The 22,498-nt window shown below is 28.6% G+C and carries 16 protein-coding genes and 1 pseudogene; 14 read left to right on the forward strand and 3 right to left on the reverse strand.

Annotated elements, in window-relative coordinates:
• From QM495_RS09905 to QM495_RS09940, 8 genes and pseudogenes are all read left to right on the forward strand, one after another.
• Positions 1-325: pseudogene (locus QM495_RS09905) on the forward strand (sodium:solute symporter); the annotation flags it as partial.
• Positions 315-1,136, forward strand: coding sequence for an N-acetylmuramic acid 6-phosphate etherase (gene murQ / locus QM495_RS09910; RefSeq protein WP_408671947.1), 822 nt, complete (start codon positions 315-317; stop codon positions 1,134-1,136). The pseudogene QM495_RS09905 and the gene murQ, both read left to right, overlap by 11 nt.
• Position 1,137: 1 nt before the next feature.
• Positions 1,138-2,202 carry an anhydro-N-acetylmuramic acid kinase gene (locus QM495_RS09915; protein ID WP_408671948.1) on the forward strand — a complete coding sequence of 355 codons (1,065 nt, stop codon included), beginning with the start codon at positions 1,138-1,140 and terminating at the stop codon, positions 2,200-2,202.
• A gap of 16 nt (positions 2,203-2,218) precedes the next feature.
• A complete protein-coding gene (locus QM495_RS09920; protein WP_408671949.1) occupies positions 2,219-5,134 on the forward strand; it encodes an FAD-binding and (Fe-S)-binding domain-containing protein in 2,916 nt (971 codons plus the stop codon).
• A gap of 90 nt (positions 5,135-5,224) precedes the next feature.
• On the forward strand, positions 5,225-6,238 hold the full coding sequence (locus QM495_RS09925) for a dipeptide epimerase (RefSeq protein ID WP_408671950.1): 1,014 nt from the start codon (positions 5,225-5,227) through the stop codon (positions 6,236-6,238).
• Positions 6,239-6,251: 13 nt separating this feature from the next.
• Entirely contained in the window at positions 6,252-9,167 is a 2,916-nt protein-coding gene (locus QM495_RS09930; protein ID WP_408671951.1) for a glycoside hydrolase family 3 N-terminal domain-containing protein, read from the forward strand.
• 245 nt (positions 9,168-9,412) lie between these two features.
• Positions 9,413-9,646: a uroporphyrinogen decarboxylase gene (locus tag QM495_RS09935; RefSeq protein WP_408671952.1), complete on the forward strand. Its 234-nt coding sequence runs from the start codon at positions 9,413-9,415 to the stop codon at positions 9,644-9,646.
• Between the two features lie 29 nt (positions 9,647-9,675).
• Positions 9,676-10,752: a glycosyltransferase gene (locus QM495_RS09940; RefSeq protein WP_408671953.1), complete on the forward strand. Its 1,077-nt coding sequence runs from the start codon at positions 9,676-9,678 to the stop codon at positions 10,750-10,752.
• Here QM495_RS09940 and QM495_RS09945 read toward each other — a convergent pair.
• On the reverse strand, positions 10,732-11,625 hold the full coding sequence (locus QM495_RS09945) for a glycosyltransferase family 2 protein (RefSeq protein WP_408671954.1): 894 nt from the start codon (positions 11,623-11,625) through the stop codon (positions 10,732-10,734). The genes QM495_RS09940 and QM495_RS09945 overlap by 21 nt on opposite strands.
• A gap of 2 nt (positions 11,626-11,627) precedes the next feature.
• The gene (locus QM495_RS09950; protein ID WP_408671955.1) at positions 11,628-12,317 is read right to left on the reverse strand and encodes a cell division ATP-binding protein FtsE; all 690 of its coding nucleotides are present in this window, start codon (positions 12,315-12,317) and stop codon (positions 11,628-11,630) included.
• A 238-nt stretch (positions 12,318-12,555) separates the two neighbouring features.
• Between QM495_RS09950 and QM495_RS09955 the strand changes: the two genes are divergently transcribed.
• From QM495_RS09955 to QM495_RS09980, 6 genes are all read left to right on the forward strand, one after another.
• A complete protein-coding gene (locus tag QM495_RS09955; protein WP_408671956.1) occupies positions 12,556-15,570 on the forward strand; it encodes a tetratricopeptide repeat protein in 3,015 nt (1,004 codons plus the stop codon).
• 13 nt (positions 15,571-15,583) lie between these two features.
• A complete protein-coding gene (locus QM495_RS09960) occupies positions 15,584-17,314 on the forward strand; it encodes a TonB-dependent receptor (protein WP_408671957.1) in 1,731 nt (576 codons plus the stop codon).
• A 63-nt stretch (positions 17,315-17,377) separates the two neighbouring features.
• A complete protein-coding gene (locus QM495_RS09965) occupies positions 17,378-18,781 on the forward strand; it encodes a M20/M25/M40 family metallo-hydrolase (protein ID WP_408671958.1) in 1,404 nt (467 codons plus the stop codon).
• Between the two features lie 4 nt (positions 18,782-18,785).
• The gene (locus QM495_RS09970; RefSeq protein WP_408671959.1) at positions 18,786-20,402 is read left to right on the forward strand and encodes an amidohydrolase; all 1,617 of its coding nucleotides are present in this window, start codon (positions 18,786-18,788) and stop codon (positions 20,400-20,402) included.
• On the forward strand, positions 20,383-21,081 hold the full coding sequence (locus QM495_RS09975; protein ID WP_408671960.1) for a M15 family metallopeptidase: 699 nt from the start codon (positions 20,383-20,385) through the stop codon (positions 21,079-21,081). Before QM495_RS09970 ends, QM495_RS09975 begins: the two co-directional genes overlap by 20 nt.
• 307 nt (positions 21,082-21,388) lie before the next feature.
• Positions 21,389-21,634, forward strand: a complete 246-nt coding sequence (locus QM495_RS09980; RefSeq protein ID WP_408671961.1) for a hypothetical protein — start codon at positions 21,389-21,391, stop codon at positions 21,632-21,634.
• 88 nt (positions 21,635-21,722) lie between these two features.
• Here QM495_RS09980 and trpA read toward each other — a convergent pair whose 3' ends face one another.
• On the reverse strand, positions 21,723-22,487 hold the full coding sequence (trpA, locus tag QM495_RS09985; RefSeq protein ID WP_408671962.1) for a tryptophan synthase subunit alpha: 765 nt from the start codon (positions 22,485-22,487) through the stop codon (positions 21,723-21,725).
• Positions 22,488-22,498 lie beyond the last annotated feature (11 nt).

The following is a 22,498-nucleotide window of genomic DNA, read 5'->3' on the forward strand; positions in this document are numbered from 1 at the left end:
TTTAATTGGATTTTCCTTAGTAATATTCACAATTATAATGTTATTCTCCCAAAGTAAAGGAGATGTAATTTCAACCATATTTAAAGTTGCTGGCTATACTTACGGCCCACTTTTAGGACTTTATTTATTTGGAATTTTCACAAAAATAAAAATCAATGATGCAGCGGTGCCATATATCTGTATTTTAATGCCGCTTTTAACCTATTACTTAAATTATTTATTCATAACCCAATTTTCATTCGATTTAGGTTTTATGAATATATTAGTTAATGCACTATTAACAATTTTAAGTTTAATTATTGTAAAAGATAAAAATGAAAAATAAACCAACAACTGAACAAGCTTCAAACTATAATAACCTGGAGAAAATGAGTACGTTAGAACTACTCACAAGTATGAATGCTGAAGATAAAACTGTTCCAAATGCTATAGAAAAAGTGATTCCTTCAATTGAAAAATTGGTAGATATTATCTATACTAAAATGTTAGATGGTGGTAGATTGTTTTATATTGGAGCGGGAACAAGTGGAAGATTAGGTGTTTTAGATGCATCTGAATGCCCACCAACTTTTGGTGTACCAGATAATTGGGTAATTGGCTTAATTGCCGGTGGTGACTCCGCACTTAGAAAAGCTGTAGAAAATGCAGAAGATGACACAAATTTAGCATGGAAAGATTTAAGTAACTATAATATTACCCATAAAGATGTTTTGGTAGGTATTGCCGCTTCAGGAACTACTCCTTATGTTATTGGAGCGCTAAAAGAAGCAAATAAGCAACATATTTCTACTGGTTGTATTGTTTGTAATGAAGATAGCCCTTTATCAAAAGTGGCTGATATTTCTATAGAATTAATTGTTGGCCCTGAATTTGTTACCGGAAGTACTAGAATGAAAGCTGGTACTGCTCAAAAATTAGCGCTGAATATGATAACAACTTCTGTTATGATTAAATTAGGAAGAGTTATAGATAACAAAATGGTACACATGCAACTAAATAATAAAAAATTAGTAAATCGTGGAGTACTTATGTTAATGGACGAACTTCACATTGATCAAGAATTAGCTGCTACACTTCTAGAAAAATATAAAAGTGTTAAAAATGTTTTAGATTCTTATAAAAGTAAATTTTTATAGTATGAAAAATGCCACCAAATATATAATTGGTGTAATGAGTGGAACTTCATTAGACGGGATAGATATTGCTTATGTGAAAATTAGCAATACTGAAAATTATAAATTTGAAATTTTAAAGGCGACTACTGTTCCTTATACAAAACAATGGAAATCAGCTTTAAAAGATGGCTTTCATTTAAAAGGAGAAGCGCTTACACAACTAGATGCTGATTACGGTATTTTTTTAGGTGAAATTATTCAAGATTTTATCACTAAAAACAATATTTCAACTATAGATTATATTGCATCACACGGACACACTATTTACCACAATCCAACTAAAAACTATACGCTTCAAATTGGAAATGGACCTTATATAACTTCAATAACTGGTATCAAAACTATTTGTGATTTTAGAAGTCAAGATATTGCACTAGGTGGCCAAGGTGCTCCGTTAGTTCCAATTGGAGATATGCTTCTTTTCTCTGAATATGATTATTGCTTAAACTTAGGTGGATTTTCAAATATTTCATTAAATAAAAATAACCAACGAATAGCTTTTGATATTTGTCCGGTTAATATTGTTTTAAATCATTATGTTGCCGCATTTAATATTGAATATGATGATAAAGGAAAAATAGCGGCAAGTGGTGAAATTGATTTAACATTACTTAATGAACTAAATTCGTTACCATTTTATAATGATTCTAAACCAAAATCTTTAGGTTATGAGTTTATAGTAGAAATAATTATCCCAATTATAGACAAATATAATCTTAACACAAAAGATATTTTAAGAACTTTTGTTGAGCACGTTGCAATGCAAATAGCAAGAAAAGTAGAATCAAATCCTTCAAAAACAATACTTGTAGCTGGTGGTGGAGCTTATAACACATTTCTTATTGAAAGAATTCAATGGTATACAAAAACTAAGCTCATCATACCAAATGATACGATTATCAATTACAAAGAAGCTTTAGTGTTTGCATTATTAGGTTTTTTAAAAGATGAAGGCCAAAATAATTGCTTAAAAAGTGTTACTGGTGCAAGCAAAGATCATAGTAGCGGCATTATATTTACTCCATAATTAAATTTATTTTCTTATGTCTTCAAAAATAGTAGACTTAAACAAACTAGCTAATGTATTGTCAGGAAACGTATTTTTTGACAATCTACACAAAAGTATTTATGCTACAGATGCTTCTGTATATCGAAAAACTCCTTTAGGAGTAGCATATCCAACAAATAATAGCGACCTAAAAAAGCTCATTCAATTTGCTACAGAAAATAAGATTACACTAATCCCAAGAGCTGCCGGAACTTCATTAGCTGGTCAATGTGTTGGAGATGGTTTAGTTGTAGATATTTCTAAACATTTTACTAAAATCCTAGCATTTGATGAACACAAACAAACAATAACTATTCAACCAGGAGTTATTAGAGATGAATTAAATGATTATCTAAAACCCTACGGATTATTTTTTAGCCCCAACACTTCAACAAGTAATAGATGTATGCTTGGCGGCATGGTTGGTAATAACTCATCGGGTACAACTTCAATTAAATATGGCGTAACTCGCGATAAAGTACTTGAATTAAAAACGCTGTTAAGTGATGGTTCTGAAGCGATTTTTAATGAATTAACTTCCGTAGAATTCAAAAGTAAAAGAAGTGGAAATTCATTAGAAAGTAACATTTATAATTCAATTTACAATGAGTTATCAAGTAAAGAAATTCAAAAAGAAATACTAAAAGAATTTCCTAAAAAAAATATTCACAGAAGAAATAACGGCTATCCAGTTGATGAGTTATTAAATTTTAAAGAGTTTGGTGGTAAAAATGAAACCATAAACTTAGCAAGTTTACTAACTGGAAGCGAAGGTACATTAGCATTTACAACTGAAATAACATTACAACTAGACAAACTTCCACCTTCAAAAAACATCATGGTTGCTGCACATTTTAACAGTATTCAAGAAAGCATGGAAGCTGTTGTAATAGCAATGCATCACAATTTATTTATGTGCGAATTAATGGATAAAACCATTTTAGATTGCACCAAAAATAATAGAGAACAATTAAAAAATAGATTTTTTGTTGAAGGTGACCCAAAGGCAATTTTAATGCTTGAAATCTGCACAAATTCAAATGAAAAATCTAACAAATTAGCTGATGAATTAATTAACGATTTAAAAACTAAAAATTTAGGATACGCCTTTCCTAAATTAGTAAATAGTGATATTGACAAAGCGGTAAATTTACGCAAAGCAGGTTTAGGTTTATTGGGAAATATTGTAGGCGACAACAAATCTGTTGCTTGCATTGAAGATACCGCTGTTGAAGTAAAAGATTTACCAAATTATATTGCCGAATTTTCTAAAATGATGGAAGACTACGGACAAGAAGCAATTTATTACGCACACGCCGGCGCAGGAGAATTGCACTTACGTCCTATTTTAAATTTAAAGAAAAAAGAAGATGTTGTATTATTTCGGGAAATAACAAGTAAAACAGCAAAATTAGTAAAATCTTATGGTGGATCATTTAGTGGAGAACACGGTGATGGAATTGTAAGAGCTGAATTTATTCCACAAATGATTGGAGAAAAAAATTATGAATTGATAAAACGCATAAAAAACGTATTTGATTCACAAAATATTTTCAATAAAGGAAAAATAGTTGATTCTTTTCCAATGGATGAAAACTTACGTTATGAAATTGATAGAATTGAACCTGAAATTGATACCATACAAGATTTTTCAGATAGTTTAGGAATTTTAAGAGCTACTGAAAAGTGTAATGGATCGGGTGATTGCAGAAAACTTCCTGAAGCTGGTGGAACTATGTGCCCAAGCTATCGAGCAACTAGAAACGAAAAAGATACTACTAGAGCTAGAGCAAATGCTTTACGTGAATTTTTAACAAATTCAGAAGAAAAAAATAAATTCAATCATAAAGAATTATACGATGTTTTCGACTTGTGTTTAAGTTGTAAAGCTTGTGCTAGCGAATGCCCAAGTAATGTTGATGTTGCAGCTTTAAAAGCTGAATTCCTTCATCAATATTATAAAGAAAATGGGGTTCCTTTTAGAACAAATATGTTCGCAAATAATGTGAAGTGGAATAAATTAGGAAGCCTCACTCCTACTTTTACCAATTTAGTTTTAAATACAAAACTTACTAAAAAATTGATGGGAATTGCAACAGAAAGAAGCATTCCTAAATTAGCTAAAACAACCGTTTATAAATGGTACAAAAAAAATAAAAAACGTTTACAAAGTCAACCTCAAAAATTTAGTGAAATATTTCTTTTTATTGATGAATTTACTAATTATTACGATGCTAATATTGGTATTGATACTATTGAATTACTAACAAAATTAGGGTACAAAATAAACATTACTCAACACGAAGAAAGCGGGCGAAGTTTTATTTCAAAAGGAATTTTAGATAAAGCCAAAGAAAAAGCAGATTTTAATGTACACTTTTTTAAAGATTTAATTTCAAAAAAAACACCTTTGATTGGAATAGAACCTTCGGCAATTTTAACTTTTAGAGATGAATATTTAAGATTGGCTGATGATAAAAATGCTGCAAAAGAAATAGCAAAAAATACCTTTACTATTGAGGAATTTATTAAACAAGAATTTAAAAAGAAGAATATTACACGTGAAAATTTTACTAAAAAAACTCAAACTTTAAAAATCCATGGACATTGTCAACAAAAATCTTTAAGTAGTACCGAACCTACATTTCAAATGCTTTCCATTCCTGAAAATTATTCTGTAACTATTCTAAATTCTGGCTGTTGCGGTATGGCAGGTTCTTTTGGGTATGAAAAAGAACATTATAAAATAAGTATGCAAGTAGGTGAAGATACATTGTTTCCAAAAATAAGAAATACAGATATCAACACTATTATTGCAGCTCCTGGTACAAGTTGCCGACATCAAATTAAAGATGGGACTCAACGAAATTCTAAACATCCTATATCTATTTTAAGAGAAGCATTGATTTAATATGAAACGAGCATGTTAAAAAGTTTATCACCAAACGAAATGACTACTAGCGAACAGCATGTGACCTTTAAAAAATAATAAGAAAGACACATGAAATTAATAATAAGAACATACAACTTAAAATTAAAGCATCCTTTTACAATTTCAAGAGGAACTAGAACAGAAATTCCATCGATTATAGTAGAGCTTCAAGAAAATAATATTTCTGGTTTTGGTGAAGCAACTGCAAACCCTTATTACAACACAACTATTGAACAATTTGAACAGGAACTTACTGAAAAACGTAAAATTATTGAAATTATTTTAGACAAAACTCCTGAAGAATTTTGGAGCTATTTACTTCCCTATTTTAAAGAAAACTTGTTTTTGTTATGCGCTTTAGATGAAGCTTATACCGATTTATATACACGTAAAAAAGGAGTGAAACTTTACAATTATTGGAATTTAGAACTGAAAAATCTTCCACAATCAAATTTCACTATTGGAATTGATACCATAGATAATATGGTTTCAAAAATGAAAGAAATGCCTTGGCCAATTTATAAAATAAAACTAGGTACAAAAGATGATATTCAAATTGTTACTGAATTAAGAAAACATTCTAATTCAATTTTCAGGATTGATGCAAATTGCGGTTGGAATGTTACCGAAACAGTAAAAAACTCTATAGAATTAAAAAAACTTGGTGTAGAATTTATTGAACAGCCTTTGGCTGCTGAAAACTGGCGAGGCTCAAAAGTTGTATTCGAAAATTCTTATTTACCAATTATTGCAGATGAAAGTTGTATTATTGAAAGTGATATTGAAAAATGTTACAATCATTTTCATGGTGTAAATATAAAGCTGATGAAGTGTGGTGGCCTAACTCCCGCAAAAAGAATGATTGAAAAAGCCAAATCGTTAGGATTAAAAACGATGGTTGGCTGTATGACAGAATCATCCGTAGGAATTTCAGCAATTGCACATTTAACACCCCTACTAGATTATGTTGATATGGATGGTGCTTTATTGCTAAAAAATGATGTTGCGACAGGTGTGAAATTAGAAAATGGAATTACTATATTTCCTAAGTTAAACGGAACAGGTGTACTTTTAAATGACTAAAATATTATTAATAATGAAAAAAATACTAATTCTAAGCTTCCTATTATTTTTAACTGCAAGCTACGGGCAACAACAAGAACCTTTAACTACAATTGATATAAAAAATCAAAATAAATGGGTTGATAGTATTATGAATCGATTAAGTATTGACCAAAAAATTGGTCAGTTATTTATGATTCAAGCGTACTCAAATAAAGATAAAAAACATACTGCTTATGTAAAAAAAATGATAAAAAAATATCATATCGGTGGTTTAATTTTTATGCAAGGAACACCAAAAAAGCAAGTTAGTCTCACAAATATTTATCAATCTAAATCTAAAATTCCTTTATTAATTGGTTTTGATGGTGAATGGGGCTTAGATATGCGTTTGAAAAACTCATTTCGCTACCCTTGGAATATGACTTTAGGTGCTGTGCAAAACAATAAATTAATTGAACAATTTGGGGAACAGTTAGGAAAACATTGTAAAAGAGTTGGTATTCATATTAATTTTGCTCCAGTTGTTGACATCAATACCAATCCAAAAAATCCTATAATTGGTAATAGATCTTTTGGAGAAAATAAATACAATGTGACAGAAAAAGCAATTGCTTTTATAAAAGGGATGCAAAGTAAAGGCGTTTTAGCAAATGCAAAGCACTTTCCAGGTCACGGAGATACTTCAACAGATTCACATAAAACATTACCCTTTTTAGATTTTAGTTTAGAACGCTTAGATTCTATTGAATTATTTCCTTATAAAAAACTTTTTAAAACAGATTTAGCAAGTGTAATGATTGCACACTTAAATGTACCTTCTTTAGAACCCAAAAAAGGAGTACCAACTTCAGTTTCTTACAAAGTAGTTACGGAGCTTTTAAAGGAAAAAATGAATTTTAAAGGATTAATTTTTACAGATGCTTTAAATATGAAAGGTGCTGCAAATTATGCGAAACCTGGTGATATAGATTTAGCGGCATTTACTGCTGGTAATGATATGTTATTAATTCCTGAAGATGTAAAAGCTGCTGTAAAAAAATTAAAAAAAGCACTTAAAAATACTATTTTTACAGAAGAACGATTAAACGAATCCGTTAAAAAAATATTGAAAGCTAAATATTGGGCTGGTTTAAACAATTTTACACCACTTAAAGAAACTGACATTCAAGAAGATATTATAACTTCAAAAGATAAATTATTATATAGATCTTTAATGAAAGAAGCTATTACACTTGTTAAAAATGACAATGAAACACTCCCAATTAAAGATGTATCTAACGCAAAAATTGCCTACGTGAAATTAGGTGATTCAGATAATTTTAACTTTACAAACACCTTAAAAAAATATACACAAGTTGACATTATTTCAGCTAAAACTATAACTGAATTACTTCAAAAACTAGAAAATTACAATACTGTTATTATAGGATACCATAAGTCTAATGCTACTCCTTGGAAGAGTTTTAAAATGGCTGCTGAAGAACATACTTGGCTTCAAGAAATCTCAAAAAATAAAAAGGTAATACTGGATGTTTTTGCAAGTCCATACACCCTTTTAGATATTTCAAGTTTTGAACATATTGATGCAGTTATGGTTTCGTATCAAAATAGTGTTGTTTCTCAAGAAATTTCTGCACAAATGATTTTTGGAGCCATTGAAATTAAAGGGAAATTACCCGTTTCAATTAAAAATATTTTTCCTGAAGGAACTGGATTAACCACTTCAAATTTATTGAGACTCTCCTATACAATTCCTGAGGAAGTTGATATGAGTTCTAAATTGCTTCAAAAAATAGACTCTATGACTACAATGGTTGTAGATTCATTAATGGCTCCTGGCGGACAAGTTTTAGTTGCTCGCTACGGAAAAGTAGTGTATCATAAAAGTTTTGGCTATCAAACTTACGATAAAAAACAAAAAGTAAAATTAACCGATTTATATGATTTAGCTTCTGTTACAAAAATATTAGGAGGTTTACCAATGATTATGAAAAGTGAAGAAATGGGTATTATTAATTTAAATACTACACTTGGCAAAATGTTGCCTTACCTTAAAGGTTCAAACAAAGATACTATCACTTTGAAAGAGGCGTTATCTCATGTTGCAAAAATTAAACCTTGGATTCCTTATTATTTAAAAACTGTGGATAGTATTACCAAAATACCTTTTCCAAGTCTATATCGAAATCAAAAAGACGAAGGATACTCCATTAAAGTAGCAAGAAACCTATATTTAAAAAATTCATATACCGACACTATTTACAAAAAAATTGCAGAAGCACCTCAACGAAAAATTGCAGGTTATAAATACAGTGGATTAGTTTTTTACTTATTTAAAAAATATATTGAAAAAACATACCATCAAAAAATGGAAGATATAGATGCTACTAATTTCTATAAACCTTTGGGAGCAACTACACTTGGATACAACCCGCTAAGAAAATTTAATAAATCACAAATCGCTCCAACTGAGATTGATAATTACTATAGACACCAAACCTTACAAGGCGATGTACACGATATGGGAGCTGCTATGATGAATGGTGTAAGTGGTAATGCTGGTCTTTTTTCAAATTCAAACGATGTAGCCAAAATAATGCAAATGTACCTTCAAAAAGGGCTTTATGGTGGTAGAAGATATTTTGAAGCTAAAACAATAGATAAATTTAACCATCGGTATTATGCAAAAGATAGTATTAGAAGAGGCCTTGGTTTTGACAAACCCCAACTAAATCAAGAAGAAAAAGCTGCTGGTAGTTTAGCTTCTAGCAATAGTTTTGGGCATAGTGGATTTACAGGAACTTATACTTGGGTTGATCCAGATAATGGTTTATTGTATGTGTTTTTATCAAATAGAGTTTATCCAACTATGAGTAACAATAAACTTGGAGAAAAAGATATAAGAACCATTATACATAATATAATTTATGAAGCTATAATTAAATAATTTTTAACAAAAATCAAAAAAATGTTCTATATGTTACATAAGTCATATTTTTAGAAAAATTTAACAAAAAAAGATTATTTTATATTAAAATACTCCGTATATTTGCCTTGGTAAGTTTCATAGCTTACCATCTTTTTCATAGCAATTTTCCTCACTCATTCTTTGGGTGAGGTTTCTTTTTTTATAGACCTTTTTTATTCATTTAATTCTTATATTTGTCGCCTTTTAAATATAGTATATAGTATATGGTATTAGGAATTACAATTACAGAATGGGTAGGATATTTAGGTTCTATCGTATTAATTATCTCTGTTATGATGAGAAATTTTAAAACTTTAAGAATTATAAATTCTATAGGCGCATCCTTATTTGTTGCATACGGTTTTATGCTATCAATTTCTTGGCCAATTATAATAACAAACGGTTTTATTGTATTAGTGAATATTTATAAACTTACATTAAAACAAAATAAGATTTAATTTCATAATTTGCATAAAACTTTTATGCTTTGAAACAAATAATAGTTTCTGTAACAAACGATTTAGTAAATGACCAACGTGTTCATAAAGTTTGTACAACATTAACACAGGCTAACTATGATGTTTTACTAATTGGCAGAAAATTAAAAACGAGTAAAAATTTAAAAAGAGATTATAAAACATATAGATTTCAGCTTTTATTCAAAAAAGGATTTCTATTCTATGCCGAATATAATTTACGTTTATTTATTAAACTTCTTTTTATAGCTAAGAAAAATAATATTCTACTTTCAAATGATTTAGATACTTTATTACCTAATTTTATGATGTCTAAACTTCTGCAAATTCCACTAGTTTTTGACAGCCACGAACTGTTTTCAGAATTACCTTCAATTCGGGGCAGATATTCTCAAAAAGTATGGAGGTTTTTAGAAAATTGGCTGGTTCCAAAACAAAAGTATTTTTTTACAGTATCAGGTTCTATTGCTAATTGGTTTTATGAAAATTACGGCGTGAAACCATTAGTATTAAAAAATTTTCCAAGGTATAAAAATACTCCATTTAAAGAAGCTCAACATAAATACATTCTTTATCAAGGTAGTTTAAATAAAGGAAGAGGATTATTAGCTCTAATTAAAGCGATGCAAACAATAGAAATCCCTTTAAAAATTGCTGGAGAAGGACCTTATAAATCTAAAATTGAAAAAAAAATAATTGAGTTAAAACTAGAAAATAAAGTACTATTATTAGGTAATTTAGATCCTGAAAAATTAGTATTAATCACGCAAAATGCAACTTTAGGCATCAGTTTAGAAGAAGATTTAGGTTTAAGCTATAGGTACTCACTTCCTAACAAGTTATTTGATTATATTCAAGCAAAAACCCCCGTACTTGCAACATATTTACCTGAAATTAAAAACGTAGTTGAGTCTTACAAAGTTGGTGAAATTATTGAAGATCATTCTCCTAAAAACATTGTAAAAGGCATCTCTAAAATTTTAGAAAACGGGAAATATTATTACCAATTAAATTTAGAAGAAGCCTCAAAAGAATTAATTTGGGAAAATCAAGAAAAAATGTTACTATCATTTTTTAGAAACATCTAAATAACTCAAATAAAGCAATTTATATAATTGAAAAAGTAAAATTGAGGGATTTTTAGATAATAAATTTTGTTCAATATTTTGATGAAATTTAGAATATACTCTAAATAAAATAAATTTGAAAATTCTAATTTTCATGTACTTAGAAACCAATAAAATTTTTAAAGACAGTTTTTTATCAGTATTCATTAAAAATAATGCATTTGCAATTGCTTTTTTTGTTTTGTTCAAAAAAACACTATTATTTTCTATTCCTAAATGATAAACAGGGTTCTCTAGTACATAAATTTGACTTTCTTTAAACTGAAGAAAAAAACGAGTATCAACAAAACCATATTTTTCTTTTAAAATTGGAAAAATTGCTTTTCCAGCAACCTTCTTTTTTATTGCAAAATTTGCTCCTCTACAATTTAATATTGACTTATTTTTTCTAACTTCAAGAGATTTTTGTTCTGTTGCTTTTCCATATTTCCATCTTAATAAATGTGGTAATGGCTTTTCAGCATCATAAATAATATTTCCTGCTATAATTTCTTTCGAAGCAGACTGCATTATATTTATATAAGTTGCAATAAAATTAGCATTTACAGGTAGTACATCAGCATCTAAAAATAACAACCAATCAAAAGTTGCTTTTGAAATTAAATAATTTCTATTTGCAGCATTACCAACATTTATTTCTTGCTGATACAATTTTATTTGCTGCTTATTTATTTTATGAATAAAATCTGAATTTTCAATACTGAATTCTTTAGTTGAAGCATCATCAGATACTAAAATCTCCCAATCATAATTAACCTGTTGAAATTGAGCTACTAAGCTTTTTATTAAAGGTTGTAAGTTATAATTACAAACTGGGATTAATACAGAAATCATTATTAAACGTTACTTTTCTGATGCACAACTTCAAATAATTCTCCACCTTCACATTTAATAGTTCTAAATGGGAATTTTAAAATTAGTGCATAATCATGCGTTGCCATTAATATGGTTTTTCCACTATCATGAATTTCTTTTAAAACATTCATAACATCAACAGACGTTGCTGGATCTAAGTTACCTGAAGGCTCATCAGCCAAAATTAAATCGGGATTATTTAGCAAAGCTCTTGCAATTGCAATTCGCTGTTGTTCACCTCCCGATAGTTGAAAAGGCATTTTAAAGCCTTTAGTTTCCATACCAACTTTAGATAAAACCTTGTCAGTTTTAATCTTCATTTTTTCTTTATCCTTCCAACCTGTAGCTTTCAAAACAAATAATAAATTTTCGAAAACATTTCTATCATTTAACAATTTAAAATCTTGAAAAACAATTCCAATTTTACGTCTTAAAAAAGGAATTTCTTTTTCTTTCAATGTGTTTAAATTAAAACCTACAATACTTCCTTTCCCTTTTTCCAAAGGTAAATCACCATACAAAGTTTTCATTAAACTACTTTTCCCACTACCTGTTTTACCAATTAAGTACACAAATTCACCTCTGTTAATTGATAAATTAACGTTAGATAGCACTAAATTTTCTCTTTGGAAAATTTGTGCATTTTGTAGTGAAAGTATGGCTTCAGACATAGAGTTTGATTTTTAACAAAGCTAATTATTTAAACCTTAAATTTCAACTTTAACGAAGTAATAATTAAATGTATTCCAAAATTTTACTATTGCTTAAATTTTATCTTAAACAACAAATAATTTAAAAAAGGAATAGTTATTGTTATATTAGTTCACAGAAAATAATTTTCAATAAATACAATTTCATTAAAAAATTGCGTTATTAGTTTATAGTTTTAATCTTTCAATTTAACTTAAAATGAATTATAAAAAAGTTGTTCTTCCTTTATTTGTGTTTTTTATAACCTACTCTATTTTAGCACAAAAAACAACAGTTTACATAAATCCACTTTCAGAATACTATCATGCAATTGAATTGTATCAAAACAAAGCGTATGTTGCTGCACAGCAAAAGTTCAATGAAATTAAAACTCAGTTTGACAATTCGTCAGAATTAAAAGCCAACTGTGCATATTACGCTGCCAATTGTGCCATTAGATTAGAACAACCTAATTCTGATGATTTAATGCAACAATTTGTTGATAAATATCCTACAAGTACTAAACGAAATAGTGCTTTTATGGATGTTGCAAACTATTACTTTAAAATTGGGAAATACGCTTATGCTGTAAAATGGTATACAAAAGTAAACACTATTAATTTAAGCATTCGAAAAGAAGAAGATTATAACTTTAAATATGCCTATTCTTTATTTGCTAACAAAGCATATACTAAAGCTAAAGATTATTTTTCTAGACTTTTAGACTCCCAAGAATACGGTGCGCAGGCAAAATATTATTACGGATACATTGCATATAAAAATGATGATTATGAAACAGCTGACACCTATTTAGGTAAAGTGGTTGAAGATGAAAATTTTAAAACCAATGTTTCTTACTATTTAGCCGATATGAACTTTAAACTTGGAAAGTTTAAAAAAGCTATTGAACATGGATTGCCATTGTTAGAAAAAGCTAAAAGAATAGAACACTCAGAAATTTCTAAAATTATTGGTGAAAGTTATTTCAATCTTCAAAAATATGATGAAGCGATACCTCATTTAAAAAATTATAAAGGAAAACGAGGCAAATGGAATAATACAGATTACTATTTTTTAGGTTATGCTTACTATAAACAAAACGATTTTGAAAATGCCATTAATAACTTTAATAAAATTATTAACGGAAATAATGCTGTAGCACAAAATGCATACTATCACTTAGCAGAATGTTATTTAAAACAAGAACAAAAAAATGAAGCTTTAAACGCATTTAGAAATGCGGCTCAAATGAAATTTAAACCAGAGATTCAAAAAGATGCTTGGCTAAATTATGCCAAACTAAGTTATGAAATTGGTAATCCCTACAAAAGTGTTCCTGATGTTTTACTAGAATACCTTGAGTTATACCCAAACTCAACTCATAAAAAAGAAATCAACAATTTAATTATTAGCGCCTATATAACTTCAAAAGATTTTGAAGGCGCTTTAGAGTATTTAAAAAATAAGAAAAGCACAAAAGAAAGAACATTATTCCAAAAAGTTTCATTTTATAGAGGCGTTGAACTTTTTACTAAAGGAAACTATGATTTAGCAATAGAAAATTTTGAGAACTCTTTAGCAATTCCTTTAGATGCAAGTTTTGCAGCTAAAGCATTGTTTTGGAAAGGAGAATCAAATTATAGATTAAATAATTTTACTGATGCAGTAGCTAATTTTAAAACGTTTATTTCCAATAATGAAGCTTCAAAAATAATTGAATATAAACATGTTAATTATAATTTAGGGTATGCTTATTTCAAATTAAAAGAATACAAAAGCGCAATTTTATCCTTCGAAAATTTCATTACTACTACTGATGATACTATTAAGCAAAACGATAGTTATTTAAGAATTGGTGATGGATATTTTGCAACTAGTAAGTATTCAAATGCTGTAATTTATTACAACAAAGCAATTGAAATAAATGGAATTGATGCCGATTATGCGCAATTTCAAAAAGCAATAAGCTATGGATTAATTAATAAAGAAAATAACAAAATTACTGAACTTAATTCATTTTTAAATACACATTTAAAATCAACTTATAGAGATGATGCTTTGTATATTTTAGGGAACTCTTATATGAAAAAGAATGAAACTAATTTAGCTTTAGAAAGTTTTAATACGCTAATTGTAAACTTTAAAAGAAGTCCGTTTGTATCAAAAGCACTGCTAAAAAAAGGGCTTATTTATTATAACACCAATGAAAATGAACAAGCAATAAAAACCTATAAAAATATTGTTAATCGTTTTCCAAACACACCCGAATCAAAACAAGCAGTTAAAAATACACGTCAAATTTATGTCGATTTAGGTAGAGTTGATGAATACGCAACTTGGGTAAAAGATTTAGATTTTGTAAATGTAACGGATGCAGAATTGGATCATGACACCTACGAATCTGCCGAAAAACAATATTTACAAAATAATCACAAAAAAGCTATTGAAAGTTTTACAAAATATTTGCAAAACTTCCCAAATGGTTTACACCTTTTAAATGCTAATTTTTATTTAGCACAATCTTTATTTTCTAAAAATAAACACCTTAAAACAATTCCATATTATAAGTATGTCATAAACAAGGAAAGGAATGAGTTTACAGAAACTTCTCTTTCAAGTTTAACACAAGTTTATTTAGAAAATAATGATTGGAAAAGTGCAATTCCTTTGTTAGAGCGTTTAGAAAATGAAGCCAATTTACCTCAAAATATAATATTTGCCCAATCTAATTTAATGAAAGGTTATTATTCAACTAAAAATTACGACAAAGCAGTAACTTATTCCGAATTAGTTTTAAAAAATGAGAAATTAGAAGATAGAATAAAATCTGATGCACATATAATTATAGCACGTTCTGCAATAAAAACCAATACCCTTAACAAAGCTAGAATTGCTTATAAAAAAGTTGAAAAAATTGCAATTGGAGAGTTAAAAGCTGAGGCATTATATTACAATGCTTATTTTGAGAATAAAGATGGGAGCTACCGAGTATCAAACGAAATAATTCAACAAATTGCTGCCAATTATGCTGCTTATAAATATTGGGGAGCTAAAGGTTTAACGCTCATGGCAACCAATTATTACGAATTAAAAGATGCGTACCAAGCAACCTACATTTTAGAAAGTGTGCTTAAAAATTTTAGTGAATTTGATGATGTAGTTAAAGAAGCTACAAATGAGCTAAACCGAATTAAAATGGAAGAAGCTAAAACAAACGAGTCAATTAAAAATTAAACATCATAATACAATGCGAAAGCTATTTATAACTTCATTAATACTTTTAATAACTGGGTTTTCTTTTTCTCAGGAAATAAAAAAAGATACCTTAAAAACTGAAGAAATTAGTGTTGTAAAACCATATACACCAAAAATTTCTGACGCTTTTAAAATAAAGTATAACCCAACCATTGAAAACACCAATACAATTGAAAAAGAAAAAGTTACTTATCATATTTTTTCTATTCCGGTAGCCTCAACTTTTACACCGTCAAAAGGAAAAGCAAAAGGTGTTGTACGAGAACCTAAAGATCGCTTGTACGAAAACTATATTTCAGCAGGTTTTGGAAATTTCAAAAGCCCATTACTTGAAGCTTATCTACACTCAGGAGATACTAGGTATAATGATTTTGGAATCTTTATCAATCATTTCTCTTCAGGAGGAGGTATTAAAAATCTATTGTTAAATGATAATTTTTCAGATACAAGAATTGATGGATATTACAAGAAATTTGATAGAGACTATAATTGGCAAGTAAATGCTGGTGTACAACTAAAACAGTATAATTATTATGGTTTGCCAACCAACGTTACTTTTGATGATAACTTCATAAATTCATTAGAAGAAAAACAAATTTATAAAAATATTTATGTTGGCGGAAAAATAGATTTTGAAGATTCTTTTTTTCAAGGAGCAACAGCCGAAATTCTTAATTTTTCTGATGATTATAACAGTAATGAAATTAGATTATTAGCAAAGCCAACATTTGAATTTCCTATATCAACTGAACTTATAAATGCTGAACTATTAATTGATATGGTTTCAGGAAAATTTAAACAAAATTATTTGAATTCAGATGATTTGAAATACAGCTTTTTTAACCTAGGTTTCTCCCCAAATTTTGAAGTTTTAAGAGAAAATTTAACGGTTAACTTGGGTGCTAAACTATATTATACAAACGACTTAGAGAATAAAAATACTAATTTTTATGCATATCCAAACGTTACGGCTTCTTACAAAATGATTGATGAAGTTTTGATTTTAGTAGCTGGTGTAACCGGAGATTTAGAACAAAATACGTATGGTGATTTTTCAAACGAAAACCCTTATGTTTCTCCAACATTAAACATTCTACAAACAGATAAACAATATAAAGCTTATGCTGGCGCAAAAGGAAAACTAGCTTCAAATATCGGCTATAATTTTAATGTGAGTCATACTTCCGAATTAAATAAACCATTGTTTATTCAAAATCAAACAAAAACTGATGGAACCATTGCTGTTGAAAATGCCTATGAAGCTGGTAATTCATTTCAAGTAATTTATGATGATATTAAAACCTTAGGCTTTTTTGGTGAAATTACTATTGATGCCTCTAAAGAATTTAATTTTAGTGGGTCTGTTAATTATTCTAAATTTACAACTAAAAATCAATTAGAAGCTTGGAATTTACCTTCAATTAAAGCTACTATTTCTGCAGATTATCAGTATAAAAATTGGTTTGCTAGTGCCAAATTATTTTACAACGGTACAACAAAAGATTTTATAATTCCCTTCGGCATAAATGCAGAAAATGGTACAATAATAGAAAATGGATCTTATATGGATTTAAACCTTAATGGTGGTTACATTTTTTCTGATAGATTAACAGCATTTGTAAAAATTAATAATGCTTTAGGAGAAAAATATTATACTTATGTGAATTATCAAGTTCAAACTTTACAAATTTTAGCTGGAATTACTTATAAATTTGACTTATAGTTTAAGTGCTTTTATTTTAAACTTTTTTACGTAGTTTTAACCAACTCTTAAAACTATCATAAAATGAAGCACTTTTTTCTTGGGCTAAGTATCTTTTTTTTACTATCCTTTTGCAATGATATTAAATCAACTAAACAAACTTCACAATTAGTAAACAAAAAAGATTCAATCACTATAAAACAACTATTTAATGCTGCATTAACAAATGGGCAATGCTATCAATGGTTAGATGAATTATCAAATGATATTGGAGGTAGATTATCTGGCTCTCCCGAAGCTCAAAAAGCTGTAGAATGGGGAGAAAAATTAATGAGAGAATTAAAATTTGATAAGGTTTGGTTACAACCTATTATGGTTCCACATTGGGTTAGAGGAGAAAAAGAAGAAGCTTATTTTACTAGTAATAACATAAAATATAATATACCAATTTGTGCCTTAGGTGGTTCTATTTCAACTCCAAAAAATGGAATAACCGGAAAGGTAGTAGAAGTGAAAAGTTTAAAAGAAGCTGAACAATTAGGAGAAAAATTACGCGGTAAAATTGTGTTTTTTAATCGCCCTTTTGATGCTACTTTACTTGAAACTTTTAGAGCTTATGGAGGTTGTGTAGATCAACGTGTTTACGGAGCAAAAACAACTGGAAAATTTGGTGTTTTAGGTGTTATTGTTCGTTCAATGACTTCATACATAGATGATTATCCTCACACAGGCAATATGTATTATGGTGATATTTCTGAGAATCAAAAAGTACCAACAGCAGCCATAAGCACCAAAGCTGCAAATCTTTTAAGTAAAAAATTAAAAGAAAATTCAACATTAAAATTCTATTTCAAACAAAATTGTAAAACATTGCCTGATGCTCCTTCTTTTAATGTTATTGGTGAAATAATAGGAAGCAAATATCCTAATAAATATATTACTGTTGGAGGTCATTTAGATTCTTGGGATTTAGCCCAAGGCGCACAAGATGATGGAGCTGGAGTTGTACAATCTTTAGCTGTTGCGCAATTATTAAAATTAAACAACATAAAACCAAAGCATACTATAAGAGTTGTGTTATTTATGAATGAGGAAAACGGTTTACGTGGTGGTAAAAAATATGCTGAAGAAGCTAAAACCAAAAATGAAATTCATATTGCAGCATTAGAATCTGATGCTGGCGGATTTACACCCAGAGGATTTTCATTTACTGCAACTCCTAAAAATCAAGAGTTAATTAAAAGTTGGAAAACAGTATTAGCTCCTTATGGTTTAACGAGTATTGGAGAAGGTCATTCTGGTTCCGATATTGGTCCTTTAAAATCAGAAACTATTTCTTTGGTTGGTTACCGACCTGATTCTCAACGTTATTTCAAATATCATCATTCTGCGCTAGATACTTTTGAAATTGTTAACCAACGTGAACTTGAACTTGGTGCAGCATCCATAACTTCCATGATTTATTTACTAGATACTTATTTAAAATAATACTATGAAAAAATTAATCTTTTTATTACTAATTACTATGACAATTTCTTGTACAAAAAAAGAAAAAGTTGACACTATTGTAATAAATGCAAACATTTATACAGTTAATAGCAATTTTGGTAAAGCTGAAGCTTTTGCAATAAAAGATGGTAAAATTATTAATATTGGTACAAATTTAGAAATTCAATCTAAGTATGCTCCAACATATATTAATGATGTGAAATGGAAAACAATAGTTCCTGGATTTATTGATGCACATTGTCATTTTTATGGCTTAGGCTTGCAACAGCAAAAAGTTGATTTAACAGGTACTAAAAGTTTTGATGAAGTTCTTCAAAAAATAGTTGATTTTCAAAAAGAAAAAAATACTAATTTTATTACCGGTCGTGGCTGGGATCAAAATGATTGGGAAGTAAAAGAATTTCCAACAAAAGAGAAGTTAGATAAATTATTTCCAAATACACCTGTTGCTATTACTAGAATTGATGGACATGCTTTATTGGTAAATCAAGCTGCAATAGATTTAGCAGGAGTTACTACAACTACGAAGTTTTCCGGAGGAGAAATCCTTCAAAAAAATGGAAAATTGACAGGAGTTTTTATTGATAATCCAATGGATTTAATTTATGCAATTGTACCAAGACCTCTAAAAAAAGAACAAATTAAAGCATTACAGGATGCTGAAATAATATGTTTTAGTTATGGATTAACAACCGTTGATGACGCAGGTTTATCAAGAGAAACAATTGAACTAATAGATAGTTTACAACAATCTGGAACATTAAAAATAAAAATGTATGCTATGGTTGCCAATACTCCAAAGGATGTGGATTATTATTTAAAAAAAGGCATTGTTAAAACGGATAGATTAAATGTTCGTTCCATAAAAGTATATGCTGATGGTGCTTTAGGTTCACGTGGAGCCGCTTTAAAAAAACCATATTCAGACCAGCACAATCATTTTGGAGCTATTCTATCCACCCCTGAAGAATATATGAACATTGCAAAACAAATTGTAGCTTCAGATTATCAAATGAACTCACATGCCATTGGAGATTCTGCAAACTATTTAATGCTAAAAACTTATAAAGAAGTTTTAAAAAGCAAAAAAGATCGACGTTGGAGAATAGAACACGCACAAATTTTAGATCCTGAAGATATTAAATATTTTGATAATATTTTACCTTCCGTACAACCAACACATGCTACAAGTGATATGTATTGGGCAGAAGACAGAGTTGGACCAACACGTATTAAAAGTTCTTATGCCTATAAAGATTTATTAAACACCTATGGAAAAATAGCTTTAGGAACAGATTTTCCAATTGAAAAAGTGAATCCATTTTTAACATTTTATGCAAGTGTTGCACGTAAAGATTTAAATAATTATCCAGAAAATGGTTTCCAAATGGAAAATGCTTTAACTCGAGAAGAAACGCTAAAAGGAATGACTATTTGGGCTGCATATTCAAATTTTGAAGAAAATGAAAAAGGTAGCATTGAAGTAGGGAAATTTGCAGATTTTATAATTTTAGACAAAAATATTATGGAAGTTGATGAAGCAGAAATTCCTTATATAAGAGTGAACGAAACTTACGTAAATGGAGAGAAAGTTAACTGAAAATATATTTTTATATATTCTTATTTCATTTGTGTTATTCTACTCTGAAGGGTTTTCCCAAACCTTGCCAAAAGGGTTTGTTTACATTAAAGATATTATCCCTTCTATTGAATTAGAATTAAGATATACTAGCACTAATAATTTTATAGGAAAGCCAATTAATGGGTACTTAAAACCCGTTGGAATTGTAACTTTAGAAACTGCTTTAGCATTAAAGAAAGTCCAATTAGATTTAAATAAAAAGAATTTAGGACTAAAAATATACGATGCTTACAGACCACAAAAAGCAGTGAATTATTTTGTTAATTGGGCAAAAAAATTAAATGACACACTAAAGAAAAGTGAGTATTACCCAAGTATAAAAAAAGAAAATTTATTTAAAGAACAATATATTGCTTCAAAATCTGGGCATAGTAGAGGAAGTACCGTTGATATTACACTAATTTATTTATCTACGGATGTAAAAGAAGAATTAGATATGGGAAGCCCTTTTGATTTTTTCGGAAAGGAATCATGGATTTCAAATCAAGATTTAACTGTAAAACAAATTCAAAATAGAAAAGTTTTACAAGAAGTTATGAAAAAATACAACTTTAGAAATTACTCTCAAGAGTGGTGGCATTTTACTTTAAATAATGAACCTTTTCCAACTACTTATTTCAATTTTGAAATTGAATAATGTTTAAACATAAACACCCATACAAACCATTTATTCTAAAAAACGCAACGAAATTGATTGTTGATACGTTACCTCCACCACGATTTTCAGTTAGAAACGAAAAAAAGGAGATATAGATTTTTGCTACGGAAGTATTGGCGGACAATTATGGAAAATTTTAAATGAAATTTTTAAACTAGAACTACATTTTGAAATAACTGAATTCGCAATTCAACAGCGAAAAGAATTTCTAATAAAAAATACTATTGGAATTTGCGACATTATCGCATCTTGCGAACGCAAAAAAATAGAGGCTTCTGATTTAGGAATGCAACAAATAATTCTCAGAGATTTTCTAAGTTATCTTTCTAATTATCCAAAAATAAATACGTTTCTATTAACCGCTGGCATTAACAAAAATAGACCTGAATATCATTTAAGACGATTATTAAAAAAGCAAAATATAAAATTAGCTATTATTGAAACTAAAACGCCTAAAATTCATTCGTTTAATTATGAAAATAGAATTATAAAAGTAGTTTCATTAACCGCTCCAACTGGTACGTCAAACTGAGCAGTAGGCAGTAATCTTAAAACAACAAAACCCTAAATTCAATACACTTGATTTTAGGGTTTTACAGTACAAAAAGGGTTTTTAACAATTAATTTAAAATTTCATCAACAAAATTAAATATTGAATTTGTTTCTTTTTCTTGTAAAAAATTAATAAATGCTGAACCAATAATTGCTCCATTCATATACTCACAAGCAGTATTAAAGGTAGATTTATTAGAAATACCAAAACCTGCAATTAAAGTACTTTTTAAATTCATTTTTTGAATTCGTTCGAAATACGCAATTTGTTTTGATGAAATTTCTCCTTTTGCGCCAGTAATTGATGAAGAAGCCACTACATAAATAAACGCATTTGTAATTTTATCAATTTTTCGAATTCTTTCTTCTGAAGTTTGAGGTGTTATTAAAAACACATTTGAAATACCATAATTTGTAAATAATTGTTGGTAATGAGATTCGTACTCAATCATTGGCAAATCTGGTATAATTACAGTTTCAATTCCACAATCTTTACATTTTTGACAAAATTTTTCTTCTCCATATTTTATCACCTGATTTAAATACCCCATTAAAACCAATGGAATTTTAACTGAATTTTTTAATGCTTCTAACTGATTAAAAATAATGTCTAAATTAATTCCATTTTCTAATGCAACTGAACTACTATGCTGAATAGTTGGCCCATCAGCCAATGGATCAGAATATGGCAAACCAACTTCTAAAAAATCTACACCACTACTTTCTAAACTTTTAATTATTACTTCTGTATCATTTAACTTTGGAAAACCCGCTGTAAAAAAAACAGATAGTAATTTCTTATTCTCTTCTAAAATTTTATTTATTCTACTCATTGTCTTAATTT

Source organism: Lutibacter sp., assembly GCF_046055765.1.
In the GTDB taxonomy this organism is placed as follows: domain Bacteria; phylum Bacteroidota; class Bacteroidia; order Flavobacteriales; family Flavobacteriaceae; genus Lutibacter.